Consider the following 20161-nt stretch of genomic DNA (forward strand, 5'->3'; position numbering starts at 1 on the left):
CGATGCTCAGCGCAGACCAGATCGCCGCGTTCAACAGGGACGGTTATCTGGTCGTCCCTGACGTTGTGCCGCAAGAGACGCTTGATCGGGTGCGCGCCGAATATGCAGCGCTTTTGGATGCGCTCTATGCATCATGGAATTTGCTAGAGGCGGCAAGCTTCGAGCAAAAGCTCATCACCGCCTATCGCGCGGGCCATGACTGGTTTCAACCGATGGACATCTCGCTGCCGGGGGACCGCATAGCGGCAGACACGCCCATGCATTTTGGCCCTGCTGTGTTCGAAATGGCCACGCATCCCCGCCTGCTGGACTTGGTCGAGGATTTGATCGGGCCGGAGATTACCTCCAACCCGATCCAGCATGTGCGCATCAAACCACCCGCGACTGATCTCAAGTCAGACGAGGTGCGCGCGCATATCACCTCTACCGACTGGCATCAGGATCGCGCCGTCGGGCTGGAGGAGGCGGATGAAACCGACATGATCACCGTCTGGCTCGCCGTCACAGATGCCACCATTGAGAACGGCTGCCTGAAAGTGCAGCCCTTCAACGGCCCGCAAGACATCCTGCCCCATTGCCCGAAAAAGCAAACTGCCATCGCCGACGCGTTCATCGACGAGGAGGGCGCGGTGCCCTTGCCGGTCAAATCCGGCGGCGCCGTGCTGTTTCACCCGCTCGTCCCCCACGCCTCTTTGCCGAATGTATCGCAAGGCATCCGTTGGTCGTTCGATCTGCGGTTTAACAAGACTGGCCAGCCCACAGGCCGCAGCCATTTCCCCGATTTCGTCGCCCGCTCGAGGGCACATCCCGAAACCGAGTTGCATGACTGGCAAGCATGGCGCAGCATGTGGGAAGACGCCCGCGCACGCCTCGCCGCGTCACCGCATATCGACATTCACCGCTGGACCTCTGACGCGCCATATTGCGCTTAGGTCGCTCTTTTCAACGCAACCGGATCTTGAACCATGGCAGAGAAAATCGTTTCACAAAGTGGCGGGTGCCTGTGCGGTGCAGTTCGCTTTGCGGTCAGCGCCGAGCCGTTTTTCGTCGTGATCTGCGCGTGCAGGTTTTGTCAGCGCGTGACAGGCTCGGACTACAACGTCGAAAGCCTGTTTCGGGTTCAGGACATCACGCTTTCCGGCGAAGACACCCGTGTCCACTCACACACGTCCGAAGGAAGTGGTCACCCGGTCGACGTGCATTTCTGCCCGACCTGCGGAACCTCCATTTATATGAAACCCCATCGTTTTTCCGATTGTGTCGGCGTATTGTCAGGAACGTTCGACGATCCGTCATGGTTTCAGCGCGACGCCACGAACACCGAATACTTCTTCACCAAGGAAGCCCCACGCGGAATGGTCATTCCAAAAGGCTTTAATACCTATCCTGGACACGCCAAGGCGCTGGACGGAAGCGACAATACCCCAGTCCGTCAGGAATAGACGCGACTCTTTAAAAGGCTGCATACTCGATGAAAGACACCATTCGCCTTGACGCAGACGACAATGTCGTCACCGCCACCCGTGCCTTGGAGGCAGGATCGACAGTAGAGGACGTGACCACCACGGGCCTGATCCCGTCGGGTCACAAAATCGCCACCCGCGCGATTGCGAAAGGCGAACAGATCCGCAAATACGCGCAGATGATCGGGGTGGCCTCGACCGATATCGCGGCAGGCGATCATGTTCACACCCACAATTGCGACTTCGTGCCAACCGCGCAGAACTACGAGTTCGGCACCGACATGCGCCCTGTCACGCCCGCGACGGGCGACACCTTCATGGGCTACCGCCGCGACAACGGCTCCGTCGGGACGCGCAACTATATCGCCATCGTGACTTCGGTGAATTGCTCGGCCACCGCCGCGCGGCGCATCTCTGATTACTTCACGCCCGAGCGCTTGAAAGACTACCCCAATGTCGACGGCGTCTGCGCCTTCGTCCACGGCACCGGCTGCGGCATGGCAGGCGACGGCGACGGGTTCGAGGCTTTGCAGCGTGTCATGTGGGGCTACGCCCGCCACCCCAACCACGCAGGGGTTTTGATGGTCGGCTTGGGCTGCGAGATGAACCAGATCGACTGGCTGCTGGAGGCCTATGGCCTGAAGCAGGACGACACTTTTCAGGTGATGAACATTCAAGGTGTGGCGGGCCTGCAAAAGACCATTGATCTGGGCATCAAGAAGGTCGAGGCTATGCTGCCGATTGCCAATTTGGCGACCCGCACGGAATGCCCTGTGTCGGAATTGAAGGTCGCCCTGCAATGCGGCGGCTCCGATGCGTGGTCCGGCGTCACAGCAAACCCCGCGCTTGGCTACGCGTGTGACTTGCTCGCGGCCCAAGGCGGCACGGGCGTTCTGGCTGAAACCCCTGAAATCTACGGCGCCGAGCATTTGCTGACCCGTCGCGCGGTCTCGCCTCAGGTGGGCGAGCGTCTGATCGGCCTGATCGACTGGTGGAAGGATTACACCGAACGCAATCGCGGCTCGATGGACAACAACCCGAGCCCCGGCAACAAGAAGGGCGGGCTGACGACGATCCTTGAGAAGTCGTTGGGGGCAGCGGCCAAGGGGGGCACCTCGCCGCTGACCGGCGTCTATAAATACGCCGAACCCGTGACTGCGAAAGGATTCACCTTCATGGACAGCCCCGGCTATGACCCAGCCAGCGTCACGGGCCAAATCGCAGGCGGGTGTCAGGTGGTGGTGTTCACCACGGGGCGCGGCTCTGCCTTCGGGTCCAAGCCCGCGCCGACAATCAAAGTGTCCACCAATACCGAGATGTACAAGCGCATGACGGACGACATGGACGTCAACGCCGGCGACATGCTCACTGCTGGCGTGACGCTGGAGGAGAAAGGCCGCGAGATATACGATCTGATCCTCGCCGTGGCCTCTGGCGCCGTGTCCAAATCCGAAGGGCAGGGCTTGGGCGATTATGAATTCGTACCCTGGCAAATCGGCGCGGTCATGTAATGAGGCTTGTGGTTGCGGGCATTGGGTTGATCGGCGCGCGGCATTTGCAGCACGCTTTGGAGATGCCGCAAATCGATGTAGTCGGAGTCATTGACCCGCAGTTGACGCAAAGCCATGTGCCGCATTTTTCCAGTTTCGAGGCGGTGGATGTCGAAGCCGATGGGGTCGTGATCGCGACGCCCTCCCATTTGCATGCGGACCATGCCGAGGCGGCTGCCGCGCGCGGCTGGCACATGCTGATCGAAAAGCCGGTCGCCCATTCGCTGAAGGCCGCAGACCGGATCATTGCAGCGGCTGAACGGGCGGGGGTGAAAACCCTTGTGGGTCATCACAGACGCCACCATGCGGCCGTCCAGAAACTGAAGTCGATGCTGGATCAGGGCGCGATTGGCAAACCTGTGCTGGCCTCGATGATCTGGGCCATGAAGAAGCCCGATCTTTATTTCGACGTGCCTTGGCGGGCAGGGCCGGATGGCTCTCCGGTGATGCTAAATCTGGTGCATGAGGTCGATCTGCTGCGCTTCCTGTTTGGCGAGGTGGTATCGGTTCAGGGCACAGGCTCTAACGCCATCCGCGGTGCCGCGCGGGTCGAAAGCGGTGCGGCGTTGTTGACGTTTGAGGACGGGGTCGCCGCGAGCATCGGCTTCGCTGATACCTCAGCCAGCCCGTATGGCTTCGAGGCGGGCACCGGAGAGAACCCCAATATCGCGACCACGAGCGAAGACTACCTGCGCATCTGCGGCACCGATGGCGCGATCGGGTTTCCGTCCTTGACCGTCTGGTCTGGCGCAGCGGATTGGTCGGAAAAACCTGTCCGGACCAAGACCGAAAGACCCGTTAACGTACCGCTTGTGGCGCAATTGGCGCATTTCGCGGAGCTATGTGCAGGCACGACCGAACCAGTGGTTTCGGCGGTGGAAGGGCGCAAGACTTTGGAGACGACTTTGGCCATCGAGGTTGCTGTATCGCCAAAATGTAAAGGGTAGGGAGACTCGGATGGCTGACCTCGCCTGCGGCCTCGGCCCACCCACCCGCGCCAACCCTGTGAAGAGAAATGAAAGGAAGGCACATGAGTTTTGAGACGCTGACGCCAAGCCAGAAAGATTTCTACGACGCACAGGGATATCTTGTGCTGGAACAACGTATTCCCGACGATGTGTTGGATCGTTTGCGCGCCGAAATTGCCAAATACCAGGAGCAGGCCAAGCACCTGTCCGAGAGCACCGACGAAATCGACCTTGAAGACAGCCACACGCCCGACGATCCGCGCGTGCGACGCATCAAGCTCCCGCACACCCATAACAAGGTGATGCGCAACCTGATGTTTTCCGACCTGATCCTCGCCCCCGCCCGCGACCTCATCGGGCCGGATTTGCGGCTGCACACCAGCAAGTTGAACATGAAATCTGCGGGCTACGGCGCTGCGGTTGAATGGCATCAGGATTTTGCCTTTTATCCGCACACCAATGACGACGTGCTGGCGATTGCCGTGATCCTTGACGACATGGAAAGCGAGAACGGGCCGCTCATGGTTTTTCCCGGCTCTCACAAGCACCCGATTTACGATCATCACGTGGACGGGGTATTTGCCGGCGCGATGGATCTGGAGGCCTGCGGCTTCGACATGAAAGACGCGGTGGAGTTGAAAGGGCCTGCGGGGTCGGTTTCGATCCATCACGGGCGGATTGTGCATGGCTCCGCGCTAAACCGGTCCGACCGCGACCGCCGTTTGCTGTTCTACGAGATGATGGCGGCCGATGCGTTTCCAATTATGGGCTCGCTCACCCGCTGGTCGGACATCAAGGATTACAATGACCGGATGCTGTGCGGCGACCCGACACTGGAGCCGCGAGTGCAAAGCATCGGCGCCCGCATTCCGGCACCACTGCCGACGGACAACTTCACCATCTACGAGATTCAGAAACGTCTGCAGGCCAGATCCTTTGAGGTGGCCAAGTGAGCATTGCCGTCATCGGTCGGGGATTATGGGGCGCAGCAGCGGCGCGGCATCTGGCAATGGCTGGGCACGATGTGACGCTCATCGGCCCGCCAGAGCCGCGCGACAAACGCACCCATCAAGGCGTTTTCGGCTCCCATTATGATGAAGGACGGATCACACGCAAAAATGCGCTGGATGCCTATTGGGTCGGCGTCTCAACGGCAGCTATTGGCCGCTATGCAGAGATTGAGCGTCAAAGCGGCATCACGTTCTACACCGAGACAGGCGCGGTGATGGCTGGCGGCGGGGAGTTCATGGCCCGCGTCGATGTGGGGCGCGAGACATACAACGTGCCTTGCGACAGGCTCGACCATCAGGGGCTGGTGGAGCGGTTCCCGTTTTTTCGCTTCCCAAGCCATTTCATCGGTTACCACGAGGCGACAAGGGCAGGGCATGTCAGTCCGCGCAAGCTGGTCGCGGCGCAAACCAAGGCGGCGCAATCCTTCGGGGCGACATTGCTGGAGGAGACCGTGACGGCTCTGGACGAGCGCGAAGGCACCGTCGACATTGTCACAGACCAAGGCCGCCACCGGTTTGACCACGTGCTGGTCGCAGCGGGGTATAACACCGATGCCGTTTTGGGACGCGCGCCTGAACTGGAGGTCTACGCCCGCACCGTCGCCTTCTTCGAGGTCAGTGAGTCCGAGGCCGCGCGGTTGAGCGCCATGCCAACGCTGGTCTATGACACGCCGGAGGATCCCTATCTGTTGCCTCCGATCCGGTATCCCGATGGCAAGCTTTACATCAAGCTGGGGGGCGACCCGGAGGATGTGCCATTGGTCGGCGCATCCGCGATCCGCGAGTGGTTTCAGTCGGGTGGCAACCCTCGGGTGCGCGACCATCTGGATGCGATGTTGCGGGATTTGATGCCGGATCTGGCTATTAAATCCGTGAGCATGGATGCCTGCGTTACCTCTTGGACAAAGGACCGACTGCCGGAGATTGCTCGACTGTCGGACCGGATTGTGGTCTGCACGGGCGGGAACGGTGCAGGCGCGAAATGCAGCGATGAAATTGGCCGCCTGGGCGCGGTATTGTTAACGAATAAAACTGGAGTGAACGAATGAGCAAAATCGGATTTATCGGCCTTGGCCTGATGGGCGGCGCAATGGTGGGGCGGTTGCAGGACAAGGGCCACGACTTGGTCGTCTTGGGCAATCGAGACCGGACTTATCTGGATCAGGCTGTTGCACGCGGCGCACGTGAAGCTACGACCGCGCGCGAGGTGGCAGAGGGGAGTGATATCGTGATGCTCTGCATGGGGACCTCCGATCAGGTCGAGGGCCGGATGCGCGGCGCAGATGGTGTGACTTCCGGTTTGCAAGCGGGGGCGGTCGTGATCGATTTCGGCACGTCTCTGCCAGCCTCGACCAAAGTCTTGGGCAATGAGGTCGCGGCGGCAGGTGGCACCTATCTGGATGCACCGCTGGGACGCACGCCATCACATGCCAAAGACGGGCTGCTGAACATCATGTGCTCCGGCGACAAGGCAGCCTTCGACAAGGTGAAGCCTGTGTTGGACGACCTTGGCGAGAACGTTTTCCATCTTGGCGCACTTGGCTCTGGCCACACGATCAAGCTGATCAACAACTTCTTCGGCATGACCGTTGCTAATGCTATGGCCGAGGCTTTCGCCATGGCTGACGTGCAAGGTGTCGACCGCAAAGCCCTCTATGACGTGATGAGCGCTGGGCCACTGCATTCCGGCATGATGGATTTTGTGAAAGGCTACGGCGTCGATGGCGACGCAACCCAGCTGGCATTCGCAATCAAGAACGCCGCCAAGGATGTGGGCTACTACGCAACGATGGCCCAAGACGCAGGGGTGGAATCGATCATGTCGAAAAGCACACTTCAGGCGCTGGATACCGCGCGCGACGAAGGCCGCGGTGACGATATGGTGTCGCAAATGGTGGACTTTTACGCCTCCAAGCTGAAGTCCTAAAACATGAGCCGCGTCGCTGTTCCTGCGCTTGAGGATCGGGCAAGTCTTGGCATCGCGATGATGCTGGTGGCGTGGCTGTTTTTTTCGATGATCGACACGTCGGTGAAGTGGTTGGTGCTGGCCGGACTGCCCGCGCTGCAGCTCGCGTTCATGCGCTACGTGGGTCATTTCGTGATCTCCACATGGCTGGTGGCGCGCGGCGGCATGGATGTGGAACGCTTCAAGACCGACCGCCTCGGGCTGGTGTTGCTGCGGGCCTATCTGCTGACCTCGTCCACGGCGCTGAACTTCGTGGCGCTGATCTATTTGCCGCTGACCGTCACCGCGTCGATCATGTTCACGTCGCCCATACTTGTGTGCCTGCTGGGGTGGCCTTTGCTGGGCGAACGCGCGGGGCCGTGGCGCATTTTCGGCATCCTTTTGGGCTTTGTCGGCGTGTTGGTGGTGATGCGGCCTTTCGGGGCGGAGTTCCACTGGGCCATGTTGCTGTCGTTCCATAACGCGCTGGCAATGGCGCTCTATTCGATCCTGACGCGCAAGCTTTCGGGCGTGGTCTCGACCGAGATCATGCAGTTCTACATGGGTCTGTTTGGCACCGTGGTGCTGCTGCCCACGGCGATCTACACGTGGTCCAACCCCACAACGGTGCTGGACTGGGTGTTGCTGGCCCTGCTGGGCTTCTTCGGCTGGGCGGGCCATGAGCTTTTGACCCGCGCCCACCGCTTTGCCACGGCAAACACGCTCATGCCCTATGCCTATTTCTTCCTGCTGTTCCTCTCGATCTCCAGCTACGTGATCTGGGGCCACATTCCCGACGCGGCGACGCTTATCGGTGCGGCTATAATCATCGGCTCCGGGCTGCTGATCTGGGTGCGCACGCGCAAGCGCGCAGTGTTGCGCACGCCGCCCGGGGTCTAGCAACGCACGGCGGTTTAACGTGCCCTCAATATGGAAGGCATAGAACCTCTCTCGACGTCACCAAGTGGTTTAACAGGATCCCGCCAGCCGGCCGCGACCAGCATGGGCAGCAGGGCACCCGACATAATCGCGCGATACATATCCGGCTGAGGCGAAAGCCCAGGCCAGACGGGATGCGGGGGTAAAACCCTGTCCGGCAGCAATCACGCTTCGGCGGCGCCGCCACCCTTACCGCCCCCAGATAGAGCATTTTTGCCCACCTTCGATGGTTTCATACCAGCTTGGAGGCTTGTGGCGTTGACCCTCTGCGTAGTTTGACGCACTTTCGCCCCGACTGGGAGGATCATATGAAAAATGCCGTATTAATCGGGGTCGGCATGGTGGCCGATACCCATCGCTTGGCGCTGGAGGCATCGTCACATGCCCGCCTTGCTGCTGTTTGCGCCCGCAGGCCGGAACGCGCTGAGGACTATGCCGGAAAGCACGGGTTGCGTGCGCTGACATTGGCCGAGGCCTGCGCCGACCCCGACATTGATTTCGCCATCATCGCCACGCCTCCGAGTGTCCGTGTGGATATCGTCGGGGCGCTGGTGCAGGCACGTAAGCCGATCCTGTTGGAAAAACCTATCGAGCGCAGCCTCGCCGCCGCCACCTCAATCGTGGAGCGCTGCGAGGCCGCCAAGTTGCCGCTTGGCATGGTTTTCCAGCACCGGATGCGCAGGGCGTCGCAAAAGCTGACGCAGCTCATGGCAGAGGGCGCTTTTGGCCCGCTTGCACTGGCCCAGATCGACGTGCCTTGGTGGCGCAGTCAAGAGTATTACAACGAGCCGGGGCGCGGCACGATTGCCCAAGACGGTGGCGGCGTGCTGATGACGCAAGCCATCCACACGCTTGATCTGGCACTATCGCTGACCGGCCCAGTCGCGCAGGTGCAGGCCATGGCGCGCACGAGCAAGATGCACAGGATGGAAGCCGAGGATGTGGTCGCGGCTGGCCTTGATTTCGTGAACGGGGCGACCGGCACACTGACTGCCACCACTGCCAACTTCCCCGGTAGGGCGGAGAGTATCACGCTGCACTGTGCCGACGCGTCCGCGCGGTTGGAGCGCACGGAACTGCACATTCACTGGCGGGACGGGCGCACGGAAACCTTCGGAGAGGGAGGCGACGCTGGCGGCGCTGGTGCGGATCCGATGGCGTTCACCCATACTTGGCACCAACGCGTGATCGAGGATTTTGTGGCCTCTCTGGAAGAAGGTCGCCCGCCGCTTGTCACAGGGCGCGCAGCGCTCAAAACACACGCTTTGATCGAAGGTCTTATGGAATCCTCGCTGGAAGGAAAACGGATGAAAATCCGAAATGTCTAAGCTTAAGGTCGCCGTTCTTGGCATTGATCATCGCCACGCCTTTGGGATGCTCGGCAACATGTTGGACCTGAGGGCAGAATGCGTCGGCTGGTGGACAGATGGCGCGCCGGAACCGCTGGACGGTTTCGTAAAACGCTTTCCCGACGCGACCCGCATGCCGACCGTCGACGCGGTTCTGGAAGCCGAACCCGACCTTGTTATCATTGCGTCCATCCCCTGCGACCGCGCCGCCCTCGCGATCCGGGCTATGGAAGCGGGTATTGATGTGATGACCGACAAACCGGGCTGCACGACGCTGGCGCAACTCGACGCGATCAAGGACTGCGTGGCCCGCACCGGTCGCATCTGGTCCGTCGATTTTTCCGAACGGTTCGAGGTGCCCTGCGTCACCCGCGCGGCAGAGTTGGTGCAAGCCGGCGCGATCGGTCGCGTTGTGCAAACGGTGGGGCTTGGCCCGCACCGCCTGAACCGTGCAACTCGGCCTGACTGGTTCTTTGATCCCGCCCGCAACGGCGGTATCCTGACCGATATCGCGTCCCATCAGATCGACCAGTTCTTGTATTTCACCGGTGCAACAGATGCGGAGGTCACACTTGCCAATGCCACCTCCATTGGCGGGGATTTTCAGGACTTTGGCGAGATTGCTTTGCGCGCGCCAGAAGGCCACGGCTATATCCGCGTGGACTGGTTTACCCCTGACGCCTTGCCCACATGGGGCGACGGGCGGCTGACCATTCTGGGCACCGAAGGCACGATCGAGCTGCGCAAATACGTAGATGTGGGCGGCGCGCAGGGCACGGATCATCTGTTGCTCACCAATGGCACGCGCTGCGAAAAAATCGATGCGAGTGATGCGGGTCTTCCCTATTTTTCCCGCCTGGTGGCCGACATTCGCGACCGCTCTGAAACTGCAATGCCACAAGCCCACGCCTTCAAAGTCATGGAACTAGCGTTGCGCGCGCAACAGATGGCCGATGCGTAAGGTCGCGATCATCGGGGCCGGGATCGGTCGTGAGCATCTGAGCGCCTACCGTGCCTTGCCGGAGCATTTCGAGGTAGCGGTAATCTGCGATCTGGACCGCACGCGGGCCGAGGACATCGCAGGCGGCATTCCGGTGGAGACCGATCTTGCGGCTGTGTTGGCCTCCGACGTGGATATCATCGACGTCTGCCTGCCGCCGCATCTGCATGTTTCGACCGCCATTGCGGCGATGGAGGCTGGCAAAGAGGTTATTTGCGAAAAGCCGCTTGCGACCTCGCTGAGCGATATGGACCGGCTAGAGGCGGTTGCCGCACAAACAGGGCGCAGCGTTTTCCCCGTGTTCCAATACCGTTTCGGCGTGGGCGTGGCACAGGTTTTGCACCTGATCCGCAGCGGGCTGGCAGGTCAGGCCTTCGCGGCGTCGGTCGAAACCCATTGGCGGCGCGACGCGGATTACTATGCCGCGCCATGGCGCGGAACTTGGGCGGGCGAGCAGGGCGGCGTGATCTTGGGCCATGCGATCCATGCGCATGATCTGATCTGTCTGCTGCTTGGGCCCGTGGCCCAAGTTAGCGCGCAATTGGCCACGCGCGTAAATGACATCGAAACCGAGGATTGCGCGGCGATCACCTTCACCATGAAAAGCGGGGCTTTGGTCACATCATCAGCCACGCTGGGGGCCGCGGGCGACACATCGCGCATCCGGCTGATGTTCGAAGGGTTCACCGCTGAAAGTGGTGTGTCGCCTTACGCCCCTGCCGCAGCTGCGTGGACGATCACCCCGCGCGCCAAATCTGCCGATGAGATCAACGCGGCCCTTGCCGAAGTGACCGCGCCGCCTTTGGGGTTTCAGGGGTTTCTGCAGGCCATCGCAACAGGTGTCGATACGGTCACGATGTCCCAAGGTCGCGCATCGGTGGAGTTGGTGACGGCACTTTATGCCTCGGCGCGCGACGGGGCGCCGCAACGTCTGCCTCTGCCTCGCACCCATGGGCTGTATGAAGGCTGGCAGCCATAAGGCTGGCAATGTGCAAGACCCCACTCTTGCGAAGCGATTTTCGGATAGCCGCTTGACCCTGTTCTCTGTGTCGCTTACTTAAATCTGGCTCAAGCGGGCGTTGTGTAATGGTAAGACCTTAGCCTTCCAAGCTAATGACGCGGGTTCGATTCCCGCCGCCCGCTCCAAACTCCCTCTGACATCATGGCCCTTCTAGCGCCCAAAGCCCATCTGGCGAAAATCGCGCTGGTGGTTACGCCCGCGCTGTTGTTAATCTGGTCCCAGCCGTGGGGCCAACGGACAGCGAGGCGCGGCACGAAATGACAAAATGTGGATGCGATGAAAACCCTTGTTCTTGAACAAAAGAACGAGCCGCCCCTGCGCGAACTCCCCGAGATTTCGCATGTGGAGGAGGGGCCGGCCCTCCGCAAGAGGGGCGGACATTTGTCGGGCGCACCACGCGCAAAGGATTTGGTGATATGACGTCTCCCCCCGCCGCAGTGGTGTTCGACCTGGACGGCTGCCTTGTCGATAGCGAGCCGCTGGTCATCGCGGCCATCGTAGAGGAATTGCAGGTCGAAAACCTGAACCGTCTGACATTTAACGACATCCGTGCGGGGTTCTTGGGCATGGCAATGCCGGTAATCTGGGATAGTGCGGCGCAGGGCACGGGACGCGCGATGCCCGACGATTTTGTCACCCGCGTCGAGGCCCGCTTGTTCACGACTTTTCCTGCACAGTTGGGCTGCATCGACGGGGTGCCGCAGATGCTGGCAAAACTGTCTGATAATGGTGTCGCCGTTGCCATCGCCACGGGTGGCTCGCTGCGCCGGATGGGCGAAGCGCTGCGCGTCTGCGATTTGGCGGACACGTTCAAGGATGTGGGCTTTAGCGCCGATCAAGTGGCGCGCGGCAAGCCTGCTCCGGACCTGTTCGAGTTTGCCGCGCGTAACCTCGGCGTGGACCCGAAAGACTGTGTTGTGATGGAAGACTCGCCACATGGCGTTGAGGGGGCTGTCGCCGCAGGAATGCGGGTGGTGGGCTTTGTCGGCGGATCACATCTGCACGGGATGCGCGACACTCATGCGCAATTGTTGGCCTCTAAAGGCGCGGCAGACGTCCTGACTGATATCGAAAGCGTTACGGCTGCGTTGCTGGCGCATGGGTGAAGGCGGCGCACCTCTGACTTGAAACCTGTCGGGTTTGCAGCGACCGTGCGCGCGGCAGGTTACACTCCCTGATTGGCTGCGGCCAAGGCACAGGATTTGGAAGGCGATGATATGACGTTTCTTGGAATTGATCTTGGAACTTCGGGACTGCGCGCGTTGCTGGTCGACGCGCACGGGCGTCCCATCGGCGCGACCGAGCGCCACTACGACGTGTCCCACCCGCATTCGGGCTGGTCAGAACAAGATCCCGCCGACTGGGTGGCCGCGTTGGACGGCGCGGTGGCGGACATGCGCGCGGCACATCCGGAATTTGCTGAGCTCAGGGGCATCGGCGTGGCGGGTCACATGCATGGCGCGATCCTTCTGGATGATACGGGACAGGTGCTGCGCCCGTGCATTTTGTGGAACGACACGCGCTCTGCCGCTGAGGCCGCGCACCTCGACGCGGCTGACAAGGTGCGCAGCCTGTCGGGCAACATCGTCTTCCCCGGCTTCACCGCGCCAAAGCTGGAATGGGTCCGCACCCACGAGCCGGAGATTTTTGCCAAGACCGCCCGCGTCCTTCTGCCGGCGGCCTATCTCAACTATGTGCTGACGGGCGACTATGCTGCGGACATGTCAGACAGCGCTGGCACCTCCTGGCTGGATGTGGGCCAACGCGACTGGTCAGAGCATTTGCTGAAGGTCAGCCATATGAGACGTGATCAGATGCCACGGCTGGTGGAAGGTTCTGATGCGGCGGGCATGCTGCGTGATGATCTGGCAACCAAGTGGGGAGTCTCCGACGTAACGGTGGCGGGCGGTGCAGGGGACAATGCCGCTGCGGCCTGCGGGATCGGAGCGTTGGACGAGGGGCAGGGGTTTGTCTCTCTTGGAACCTCAGGCGTGCTGCTGTCGGCGCGCGATGGCTACAAGCCCGCACCAGAGACCGCAGTGCACACCTTCTGCCACGCGGTGCCGGGTCGGTGGTATCAGATGGGCGTCATGTTGTCGGCCACGGACAGCCTGAACTGGCTGTCCCGCATCACCGGCGCGTCGCCCGCCGAATTGACCGCCAATTTGGGCGAGACGCTTTTGCCCCCCGGTCGGGTGCGCTTTCTGCCCTATTTGTCGGGCGAGCGGACGCCGCACAATGACGCCAGCATCAGAGGCAGTTTTTCCGGCCTTGCCGCCGAGACCACGCGAGACGACATGACCCGCGCGGTATTGGAAGGCGTGGCGTTTGGTCTGCGTGACAGCTTCGAGGCGTTGCGGGCGACCGGGGCCAAGATGGAGCGGTTGATCGCAATCGGAGGTGGCACCGGATCGCGCTATTGGCTGCGGTTGATTGCGACAGTGCTGGGCATTCCGCTGGACTTGCCGGGCGACGGTGAATTCGGGGCAGCACTTGGCGCGGCGCGACTGGGGATGGCAGCGGCGACGGGCGCTTCGCCAGAGCAGATCATGACGCCGCCGGACATTCGCGAAACCATCGAGCCGGATAGCGCACTGATCACCAAGTACGATGACGCCTATGCCGCGTTTCGCGCCGCTTATCCGGTGCTCAAACAGGTGCAGTAGATCGGTTAGGCACCGCGCTGCTGGGGGGTCCGAATTCCCAAGATGTTACCCGCAACCTGCGTGCGCAGGATCTGCGCCGTGCCGCCGCCGATGGTGAACATGCGCACATCACGATACATCCGTTCCAAAGGTTCATCCGCGCCATAGCCGCGGGCACCAAACATTTGCAGCGCGTCGTTCACCACCTTTATAGCGGCCTCTGACGCAAAGAGCTTCGCCCGTGCAGCCATGGTGATGTCAGGAAACTGGGAGCCGTTTGACCCGCGAGATTGCGCGGCCTCGTGGAGCATCAGGCGCGAGGCGTGGACAGCGGCGTCCATGTCAGCCAGCATCCATTGCAATCCTTGGAACTCCGCAATCGGGCGGCCGAATTGCTCGCGTTCCAGAAGGTAGCGCTTTGCGTGCTCCAACGCGCCTGCCGCGACACCCATGGCAATCGTGCCCGCGCCCACGCGCTGGCTGTTATAGGCATTCATCAAATCCGCAAAACCACGAGTGAAACCGGAGGGTGGTTGCAGCACAAAGTCGTCCGCAATGAAGACGTCGTCAAACTGCAACGTCGCTTCTGGCATGCCGCACAGACCCATTGTCCGTTCTCGACTGACCACGGCGAAGCCGTCATTCGTCAGCCCGTTTTCCGGGTCTTGGGTCAGAAGGAAGCCGCCAATGCCCTGATCCTCGCCCTCCGTGTCTAGAACGCGGGCGAACACGAGGTGCAGTTTCGACACCCCGCCACCGGTGATCCAGTGCTTGGTGCCGTTCAACACATAGCCCCCATCGATGCGCCGCGCGGTGGTGGTCATCTGGGTGGCCGCACTGCCGGCGTCCGGCTCGGTGATGCAAATGGCGGGCTTGTCACCTGCCAGAACGTAGGGCGCGACGAATTCTTTCTGCGCTTCGGTGCCATAGGCCATGACGGCGCTGATGCCGCCCATGTTGGCCTCGACAACGATGCGGGCGGAAAGGGTGCAGGCCTTGGCGATCTCCTCCACGACTATGACCGTATCAAGAAAGGAGGCACCTTGCCCGCCGTAGCGCGTGGGAATTGTCATGCCCATGAGGCCCGCGCTGACCAGATCAGAGATGTTGTCCCAAGGATAACTGCGGTCCTGATCCCACTTCGCCGCACGGGGGGCGAACGTGCGGGCCAAATCTTTGGCAATGGCGCGATAGGGTTCGGTGCTTGCAAGATGTTCCATCACACGATTGTGAGCGCTATACTTATCCAAATCAATCTAATAAGAATGAAGTATAAATTCACCTAGATTGAAGATATGCAAACGCGCTCGCTCGAAACTCTGGTCCGTATTTTGCAGGTGCAGTCCTTTAGTCAGGCCGCCGTGCTTCAAAATATGACCCTCTCTGCTTTAAGTATGCAAATGAAGGCGCTGGAAGCAGATCTGGGCGCAGAGCTGTTCGACCGCAGCTTTCGCCCGCCCCGGCTGACCCCTTTGGGGCGGCGTGTGGCAGAGCAGGCAAGCGAGGCGATCATTGCAGTGCATGCCTTACGCGATCTGTGCAACGCGGGGGCAGGGCTGAGTGGATCGTTCCAGCTTGGGTTTATCCAATCCGCCAGCGCCCGCATCCTGCCGAAATTCGTGACCCTTGCCCGCAAGCGCGAACCGCAAGCGGTGTTTCGCTACAGCACCAACCTGTCGGAGGCGCTGACAGAACAGGTGGCGTTGGGCCAACTGGACGCGGCGATTGTCACACGGGTCGACGGTGCTGCGGGCGGTCTGCATTCGGATTTGATCGCGTCCGAGCCGATGGCCTTGGCTGTTCCGTCAGACTTCGCCCATATCCCACCAGACCAAATCGTGCAGCATTTGCCTTTTGTGCATTTTCGCCCCAGCACGGGGATCGGCAAGCTGATCGCAGCGTCGATGGATCTGGGGGCGTCCCCGACACATGCGACATTGGTTCTCGAAAGCATTGAGGCGTGTATGGAATGCGTGAAGGAAGGGGTGGGTTACACCGTGCTACCGACGCCCGACATCCGGCGTTATGCGGACGGGCGGGTGTATATTGCTCAAAGCTCCCCCGCCGGATTGCGCCGCGATCTAGTGATGCTGACGCGCGATGACCCGCAAGCCGCGACGTGGCGGCCCAAATTGCTGGCGCTGATGTTGGACGCAGCCGCCTGACCCTTCTAGGCGCGTTTTCCAAGCCCGCGTGTCGCACGGATACCGGCCCGCACGATGGCGATGACGGTGAGTAGGGTCAGCGCCCAGAAGAACCATGTGATCGGCCCGCGGAACAAGATCGCGGGGGAGCTGCCTGACATCAGCATGGCTTGGCGGAAGTTGTCCTCCAGCAAGGGCCCGAGGATAAAGGCGATCAGGAATGGCGCGGCGGGAATGTCGTTGCGCAGCATCACGAAGCCGACCCAGCCCATCACGAACATCACACCCACATCGAAGATATTGTTGTTCACCGCGAAGACCCCGTAGACACACAGCACCAGCACGCCGGGGAACAACACACCGCGCGGGATGTCGGCCACGTATTTGAAGCCGCGAATGGCGACCGAGCCGATGAAGAACAGGAACACAGAGCTGACGATAAGCCCGATGAACAACCCGTAGATAATGTCGACATTGAGGATGAACATCATCGGGCCGGGTTGCAGGCCATGGACCATAAACGCGCCGATGATGATTGCGGTGATCACGTCGCCCGGCACGCCAAGCGCCAAAAGCGGGATCAGAGTTGCACCCGCGACCCCGTTATTGCCCGCCTCGGAGGCGGCGACACCTTCAAGTTCGCCCTTGCCAAAGTTGTCACGGTTGGGCGATTTGCGCCGCGCTTCACTGTAGGACAGGAAGGCGGAGGGCGCTGCCCCGATGCCGGGAATGGAGCCAAGGAAGACACCGATAAAGCTGCCGCGCACGATGGATTTGAAGCAGCGGCGATACTCGGCGAAGGTCACTTTGTCGTCGCCCAGACCGCGCGTCTGGCCCTCATGCGGTTTCGGATCCCAGACCATCGAGAGCACCTCGGGGATGGCGAAAAGCCCGATCAGCACGGCGATGAAGTTTAGCCCGCCCATCATGTTGGGATCGCCAAGGGTGAAGCGGTTGGTGCCATAGACCAGATCCAGCCCGATGGTCGCCAGCAACAGGCCAAGCATGGCAGACAATGCGCCGCGCAGCAGGCTGGCACCCGAGACACCGGCAATGATGGTTAGCGAGAACAGGATCAGGGTGAAAAATTCCGGCGGGCCGAAGTTCAGGGCAAAGGATGCAAGCCAGCCCGCGAACAAAATCAACGACAGGTTGGAGATCAGATCGGCGGTGCAGGATGCCCAAAGCGCCATGCCCAAAGCCTTGCCTGCCTGACCTTTTTCGGCCAGCGGATAGCCGTCCAGCACCGTGGCGCTGGAGGCGGGGGTACCGGGGGTCTTGATCAGGATGGCAGGGATGGAGCCGCCGAAGATGCCACCTTTGTAGACGCCCAGCAGCAGCAGGATCGCAATGATCGGCTGCATGGAAAAGGTGAAGGGCAGGGTCAGGGCGACCGCCATGGTGGCCGACATGCCGGGAATGGCTCCGGCGATGGTGCCAATGAGCACGCCTGCGAACAGGGCAAAGAAGGCCTCGAAATTGCCGACCAGCGACAGGCCGGCAAGGATGCTGTCTATCAGGCTCATGGCAGTCTCACAAAGTCACCCTGCGGGATGGCGACGCTGGCCACATGGGCGAAGAATGCATATAAGAGCAGCGGCACGCAGACCGCGCAGATCAGCGCGGTTTTGGGGTGCGACGTGCGGACAAGGAAAGCGGTGGCGGCGAAGGCCAGCATTGACGTCCAGACCATACCGATGCGTGGCAGGCCGAACATGTAGATCACCATAACCACTGCCATAATGGCAAGGCGGCCGTAGCCCCCTGGAACCTCAGCAGCCTCTTGGCTCAGATCCTCGGACGAATAGAACCCTGTCACGGTCAGTCCGAGGCCGATGAGGATCGTCAGGGCGGACAGGGTGTAGGGCCAGAACACCGGCGATAGGATAATGTTGCGCACATTGCTGGGGGACGACACCCAAGTCGGGATTGCCGTCGTCATCAAGAACAGCCCTGCAAGGATCGCGAAGATGCCGATAATCGATTGTCGATGAAGATTTTGCATGTGTTCAAGACCCCGCAAGATACAGAAACGGCGCGCGGGGACCTCCTCGCGCGCCGTTCAAACGATAAGTCTTAGCCTTCGATCCGCATACCCAGTTTATCAACCAGCGTGCGGAAAGTATTGTACTGACCGCGGATGAAATTGTTGGCGTCTTCCGGGCTCATCACGTTGATGATGGATCCAACGGCCTCCATGCGGGAGACGAATTCCTGATCGCCAGCGGCGGCGGCCATCCACTCGCCCCATTTCGCGGCAACGTCATCGGGCAGGTCTTTCGGGCCAGCGATGCCGGTCCAGCCGACCAGTTGCTCCAGTGCTGGCTTGCCAAGGTCTTTCGAGGTTGGCGCGTCAAACCCGACCACAGGCTCGGCAGTGGTGACCATCAGCGGCTTAAGCTGGCCGTTGGCCACGAAGTTCGCCAGAGCAGAAGAGTTGGTGCACAGGAACGTCGCGGTGCCTGCCAGCACGGCTGTTGCCGCCTCGCCGCCGCCCTTCATCGGGATGTGGGTGACCTGATTGACCGGATCTTCCAGCCCAAACTCGTCCATTACCATGACGCCAGCAAGGTGCAGGCCAGAGCCTACGCCGGAGGAGGAGAAGCTCACCCCGCCTTCGCGCGCCTTGGCAACCAGATCATCCATCGAGTTGATTTCGGAATCCGCGGCGACAGCGCAGGCGAACGGGTTGATCTCGTAGACGGTCACATAGCGGAAATCGTCCAGCGTATAAGGCAGCGTCGCTTTCATCGCCGGATTGACCGAGTGCGAACCTACGCGGGTGAATAGCATGGTGTAGCCGTCCGCCTTTGCGTTCATCGCAGCGACGGAACCGGTGGCCCCGCCTGCACCTGTAACGTTTGCCATGATAAGCGGCTTGCCCACGGCCTTGCCGAGAGGCTCCGCAAGGGTGCGTGCAGAGATGTCGGTCGCCCCACCGGCGCCGAATGGAATGATCATGTTGATGGGTCGCTCTGGGTAGTCAGCTGCCGAAGCTGCCGTCGCAAGGCCCAGTACCAATGCGCCCACAGCGCCAAGTTTCGCAAATTTCATAGTTTCCTCCCAAAAACTCAGGCTGAAGAGACTTCAGCTCAATTTACCGACACATCATTGCTTCACTGCCGATCCTTGACAAATCCTATTGGTAAGTCATTCTTGTATAAAGCGGCAATTGATTACAATTACCGAAAGTTAAACTAACATAAATTGCGGCGCTCATGTCCATCCGAATGCTCAGAACTTTGATTGCCGTGGAGGAAAACGGCACCTTCAGCGCGGCTGGCGAAGCGGTGTTTGTCACGCACGCCGCCGTGAGCCAACAGATGAAAGCGCTGGAGGAAGAATGGGCCGTCACGCTGTTTGACCGCACCAAGCGGACGCCCGAATTGACCCCCGTCGGCCGCGCCGTGGTGACCAAGGCCCGCGAAATTGTTGCGGCTTATGACAACCTGCTGCCGTCGGTCATGGGCGATGACGGGCTCCGAGGCAACTTGGCGCTGGGCAGCGTGCCCACGGGGTTGGCGAGCCTGATCCCGTTTGCCATCACCTCAATCAAGAAGCGGTTTCCAGACCTGCATATCGGCGTCACGCCCAGCCATACCAAAGAACTGCTGATCGATCTGGAGCGCGGCGCGATTGATGCCGCTGTCATTACCAAGCCCCACGTGATCCCCCGCAACATGCGCTGGGCGCCGATCAGCATGGAGCCGATGGAGTTGCTGACCTCGATCAATGTGGCGTCAGATGACCCGTTCGAGATTTTGGCCACCCACCCCTATATCCGGTTCACCCGTAAGGCGCTGCTCAGTGACTTCATCGACAACTGGCTCCAGATGAAAGGCATCGCGGTCAAAGACACGATGGAGCTGGAAAATCTGGAGATCATTTCGAGCATGGTCCACGCCGATCTGGGCGTCTCGATCGTGCCGCGCCGCAGTGTGCAACCGCCAAACCCGCTGCCGCTGAAGCACATTCCGCTTGGTGACGACGCCCCCGTGCGCGAGTTGGGGCTGATGTCACTGGCAAACACAGTTAAGCTGCGGGTGTTGCAAGAGGTCGAGGCAGAGCTTTTGAACGCGGTTGCCGTTGGCCGTTTTGACCCGTTCCCACAGGCCACAAGTTCCTAG

General features: G+C 60.8%; 19 protein-coding genes and 1 tRNA gene. 16 read left to right on the forward strand and 4 right to left on the reverse strand.

Going from position 1 to position 20161, the window contains the following annotated elements; genetic code table 11:
- The first annotated feature begins 2 nt into the window (after window positions 1–2).
- The 14 genes from BM352_RS07825 (at window position 3) to xylB (ending at window position 13911) form a co-directional block, all read left to right on the forward strand.
- Complete coding sequence (locus BM352_RS07825; protein WP_090214785.1) at window positions 3–932, forward strand: phytanoyl-CoA dioxygenase family protein; 930 nt, start codon at window positions 3–5, stop codon at window positions 930–932.
- A gap of 33 nt (window positions 933–965) precedes the next feature.
- Entirely contained in the window at window positions 966–1442 is a 477-nt protein-coding gene (locus BM352_RS07830; protein WP_090214789.1) for a GFA family protein, read from the forward strand.
- A 29-nt stretch (window positions 1443–1471) separates the two neighbouring features.
- Window positions 1472–2974: a UxaA family hydrolase gene (locus BM352_RS07835; RefSeq protein WP_090214793.1), complete on the forward strand. Its 1503-nt coding sequence runs from the start codon at window positions 1472–1474 to the stop codon at window positions 2972–2974.
- On the forward strand, window positions 2974–3960 hold the full coding sequence (locus BM352_RS07840; protein ID WP_090214796.1) for a Gfo/Idh/MocA family protein: 987 nt from the start codon (window positions 2974–2976) through the stop codon (window positions 3958–3960). Before BM352_RS07835 ends, BM352_RS07840 begins: the two co-directional genes overlap by 1 nt.
- Before the next feature lie 83 nt (window positions 3961–4043).
- Entirely contained in the window at window positions 4044–4934 is an 891-nt protein-coding gene (locus tag BM352_RS07845; protein WP_090214800.1) for a phytanoyl-CoA dioxygenase family protein, read from the forward strand.
- Window positions 4931–6040 (forward strand): NAD(P)/FAD-dependent oxidoreductase, encoded by a 1110-nt coding sequence (locus BM352_RS07850; protein ID WP_090214804.1) that lies wholly within the window; start codon window positions 4931–4933, stop codon window positions 6038–6040. The genes BM352_RS07845 and BM352_RS07850 overlap by 4 nt, the downstream gene beginning before the upstream one ends.
- Complete coding sequence (locus BM352_RS07855; protein WP_090214808.1) at window positions 6037–6918, forward strand: NAD(P)-dependent oxidoreductase; 882 nt, start codon at window positions 6037–6039, stop codon at window positions 6916–6918. The genes BM352_RS07850 and BM352_RS07855 overlap by 4 nt, the downstream gene beginning before the upstream one ends.
- Before the next feature lie 3 nt (window positions 6919–6921).
- Window positions 6922–7836: a DMT family transporter gene (locus tag BM352_RS07860; protein WP_090214811.1), complete on the forward strand. Its 915-nt coding sequence runs from the start codon at window positions 6922–6924 to the stop codon at window positions 7834–7836.
- Window positions 7837–8183: 347 nt separating this feature from the next.
- The gene (locus BM352_RS07865) at window positions 8184–9203 is read left to right on the forward strand and encodes a Gfo/Idh/MocA family protein (RefSeq protein ID WP_090214815.1); all 1020 of its coding nucleotides are present in this window, start codon (window positions 8184–8186) and stop codon (window positions 9201–9203) included.
- Window positions 9196–10185, forward strand: coding sequence for a Gfo/Idh/MocA family protein (locus BM352_RS07870; RefSeq protein ID WP_090214818.1), 990 nt, complete (start codon window positions 9196–9198; stop codon window positions 10183–10185). Before BM352_RS07865 ends, BM352_RS07870 begins: the two co-directional genes overlap by 8 nt.
- Window positions 10178–11203 carry a Gfo/Idh/MocA family protein gene (locus BM352_RS07875; protein WP_090214821.1) on the forward strand — a complete coding sequence of 342 codons (1026 nt, stop codon included), beginning with the start codon at window positions 10178–10180 and terminating at the stop codon, window positions 11201–11203. The genes BM352_RS07870 and BM352_RS07875 overlap by 8 nt, the downstream gene beginning before the upstream one ends.
- Window positions 11204–11296: 93 nt before the next feature.
- A tRNA-Gly gene (locus BM352_RS07880) sits at window positions 11297–11370 on the forward strand.
- A 291-nt stretch (window positions 11371–11661) separates the two neighbouring features.
- Window positions 11662–12351 (forward strand): HAD family hydrolase, encoded by a 690-nt coding sequence (locus tag BM352_RS07885; RefSeq protein ID WP_090214825.1) that lies wholly within the window; start codon window positions 11662–11664, stop codon window positions 12349–12351.
- Between the two features lie 111 nt (window positions 12352–12462).
- Window positions 12463–13911 carry a xylulokinase gene (gene xylB, locus BM352_RS07890; protein WP_090219972.1) on the forward strand — a complete coding sequence of 483 codons (1449 nt, stop codon included), beginning with the start codon at window positions 12463–12465 and terminating at the stop codon, window positions 13909–13911.
- Between the two features lie 5 nt (window positions 13912–13916).
- Here xylB and acdA read toward each other — a convergent pair whose 3' ends face one another.
- Entirely contained in the window at window positions 13917–15110 is a 1194-nt protein-coding gene (gene acdA, locus BM352_RS07895; RefSeq protein WP_090214829.1) for a 3-sulfinopropanoyl-CoA desulfinase, read from the reverse strand.
- Between the two features lie 75 nt (window positions 15111–15185).
- On the opposite strand from acdA, the gene BM352_RS07900 reads away from it, so the two are divergent.
- Entirely contained in the window at window positions 15186–16055 is an 870-nt protein-coding gene (locus tag BM352_RS07900) for a LysR family transcriptional regulator (RefSeq protein WP_090214832.1), read from the forward strand.
- Window positions 16056–16060: 5 nt separating this feature from the next.
- Here BM352_RS07900 and BM352_RS07905 read toward each other — a convergent pair whose 3' ends face one another.
- The 3 genes from BM352_RS07905 to BM352_RS07915 all read right to left on the reverse strand — a co-directional run bounded on the left by BM352_RS07905 (window position 16061) and on the right by BM352_RS07915 (window position 19088).
- On the reverse strand, window positions 16061–17560 hold the full coding sequence (locus BM352_RS07905) for a tripartite tricarboxylate transporter permease (protein ID WP_090214836.1): 1500 nt from the start codon (window positions 17558–17560) through the stop codon (window positions 16061–16063).
- Window positions 17557–18039, reverse strand: a complete 483-nt coding sequence (locus tag BM352_RS07910; protein WP_090214840.1) for a tripartite tricarboxylate transporter TctB family protein — start codon at window positions 18037–18039, stop codon at window positions 17557–17559. Before BM352_RS07910 ends, BM352_RS07905 begins: the two co-directional genes overlap by 4 nt.
- Window positions 18040–18110: 71 nt before the next feature.
- Entirely contained in the window at window positions 18111–19088 is a 978-nt protein-coding gene (locus BM352_RS07915) for a Bug family tripartite tricarboxylate transporter substrate binding protein (RefSeq protein WP_090214844.1), read from the reverse strand.
- Window positions 19089–19252: 164 nt separating this feature from the next.
- Here BM352_RS07915 and BM352_RS07920 point away from each other — a divergent pair, with 164 nt between their 5' ends.
- Complete coding sequence (locus BM352_RS07920) at window positions 19253–20161, forward strand: LysR family transcriptional regulator (RefSeq protein WP_090214847.1); 909 nt, start codon at window positions 19253–19255, stop codon at window positions 20159–20161.

The organism is Litoreibacter janthinus, from assembly GCF_900111945.1.
Classification (GTDB): Bacteria; Pseudomonadota; Alphaproteobacteria; order Rhodobacterales; family Rhodobacteraceae; genus Litoreibacter; species Litoreibacter janthinus.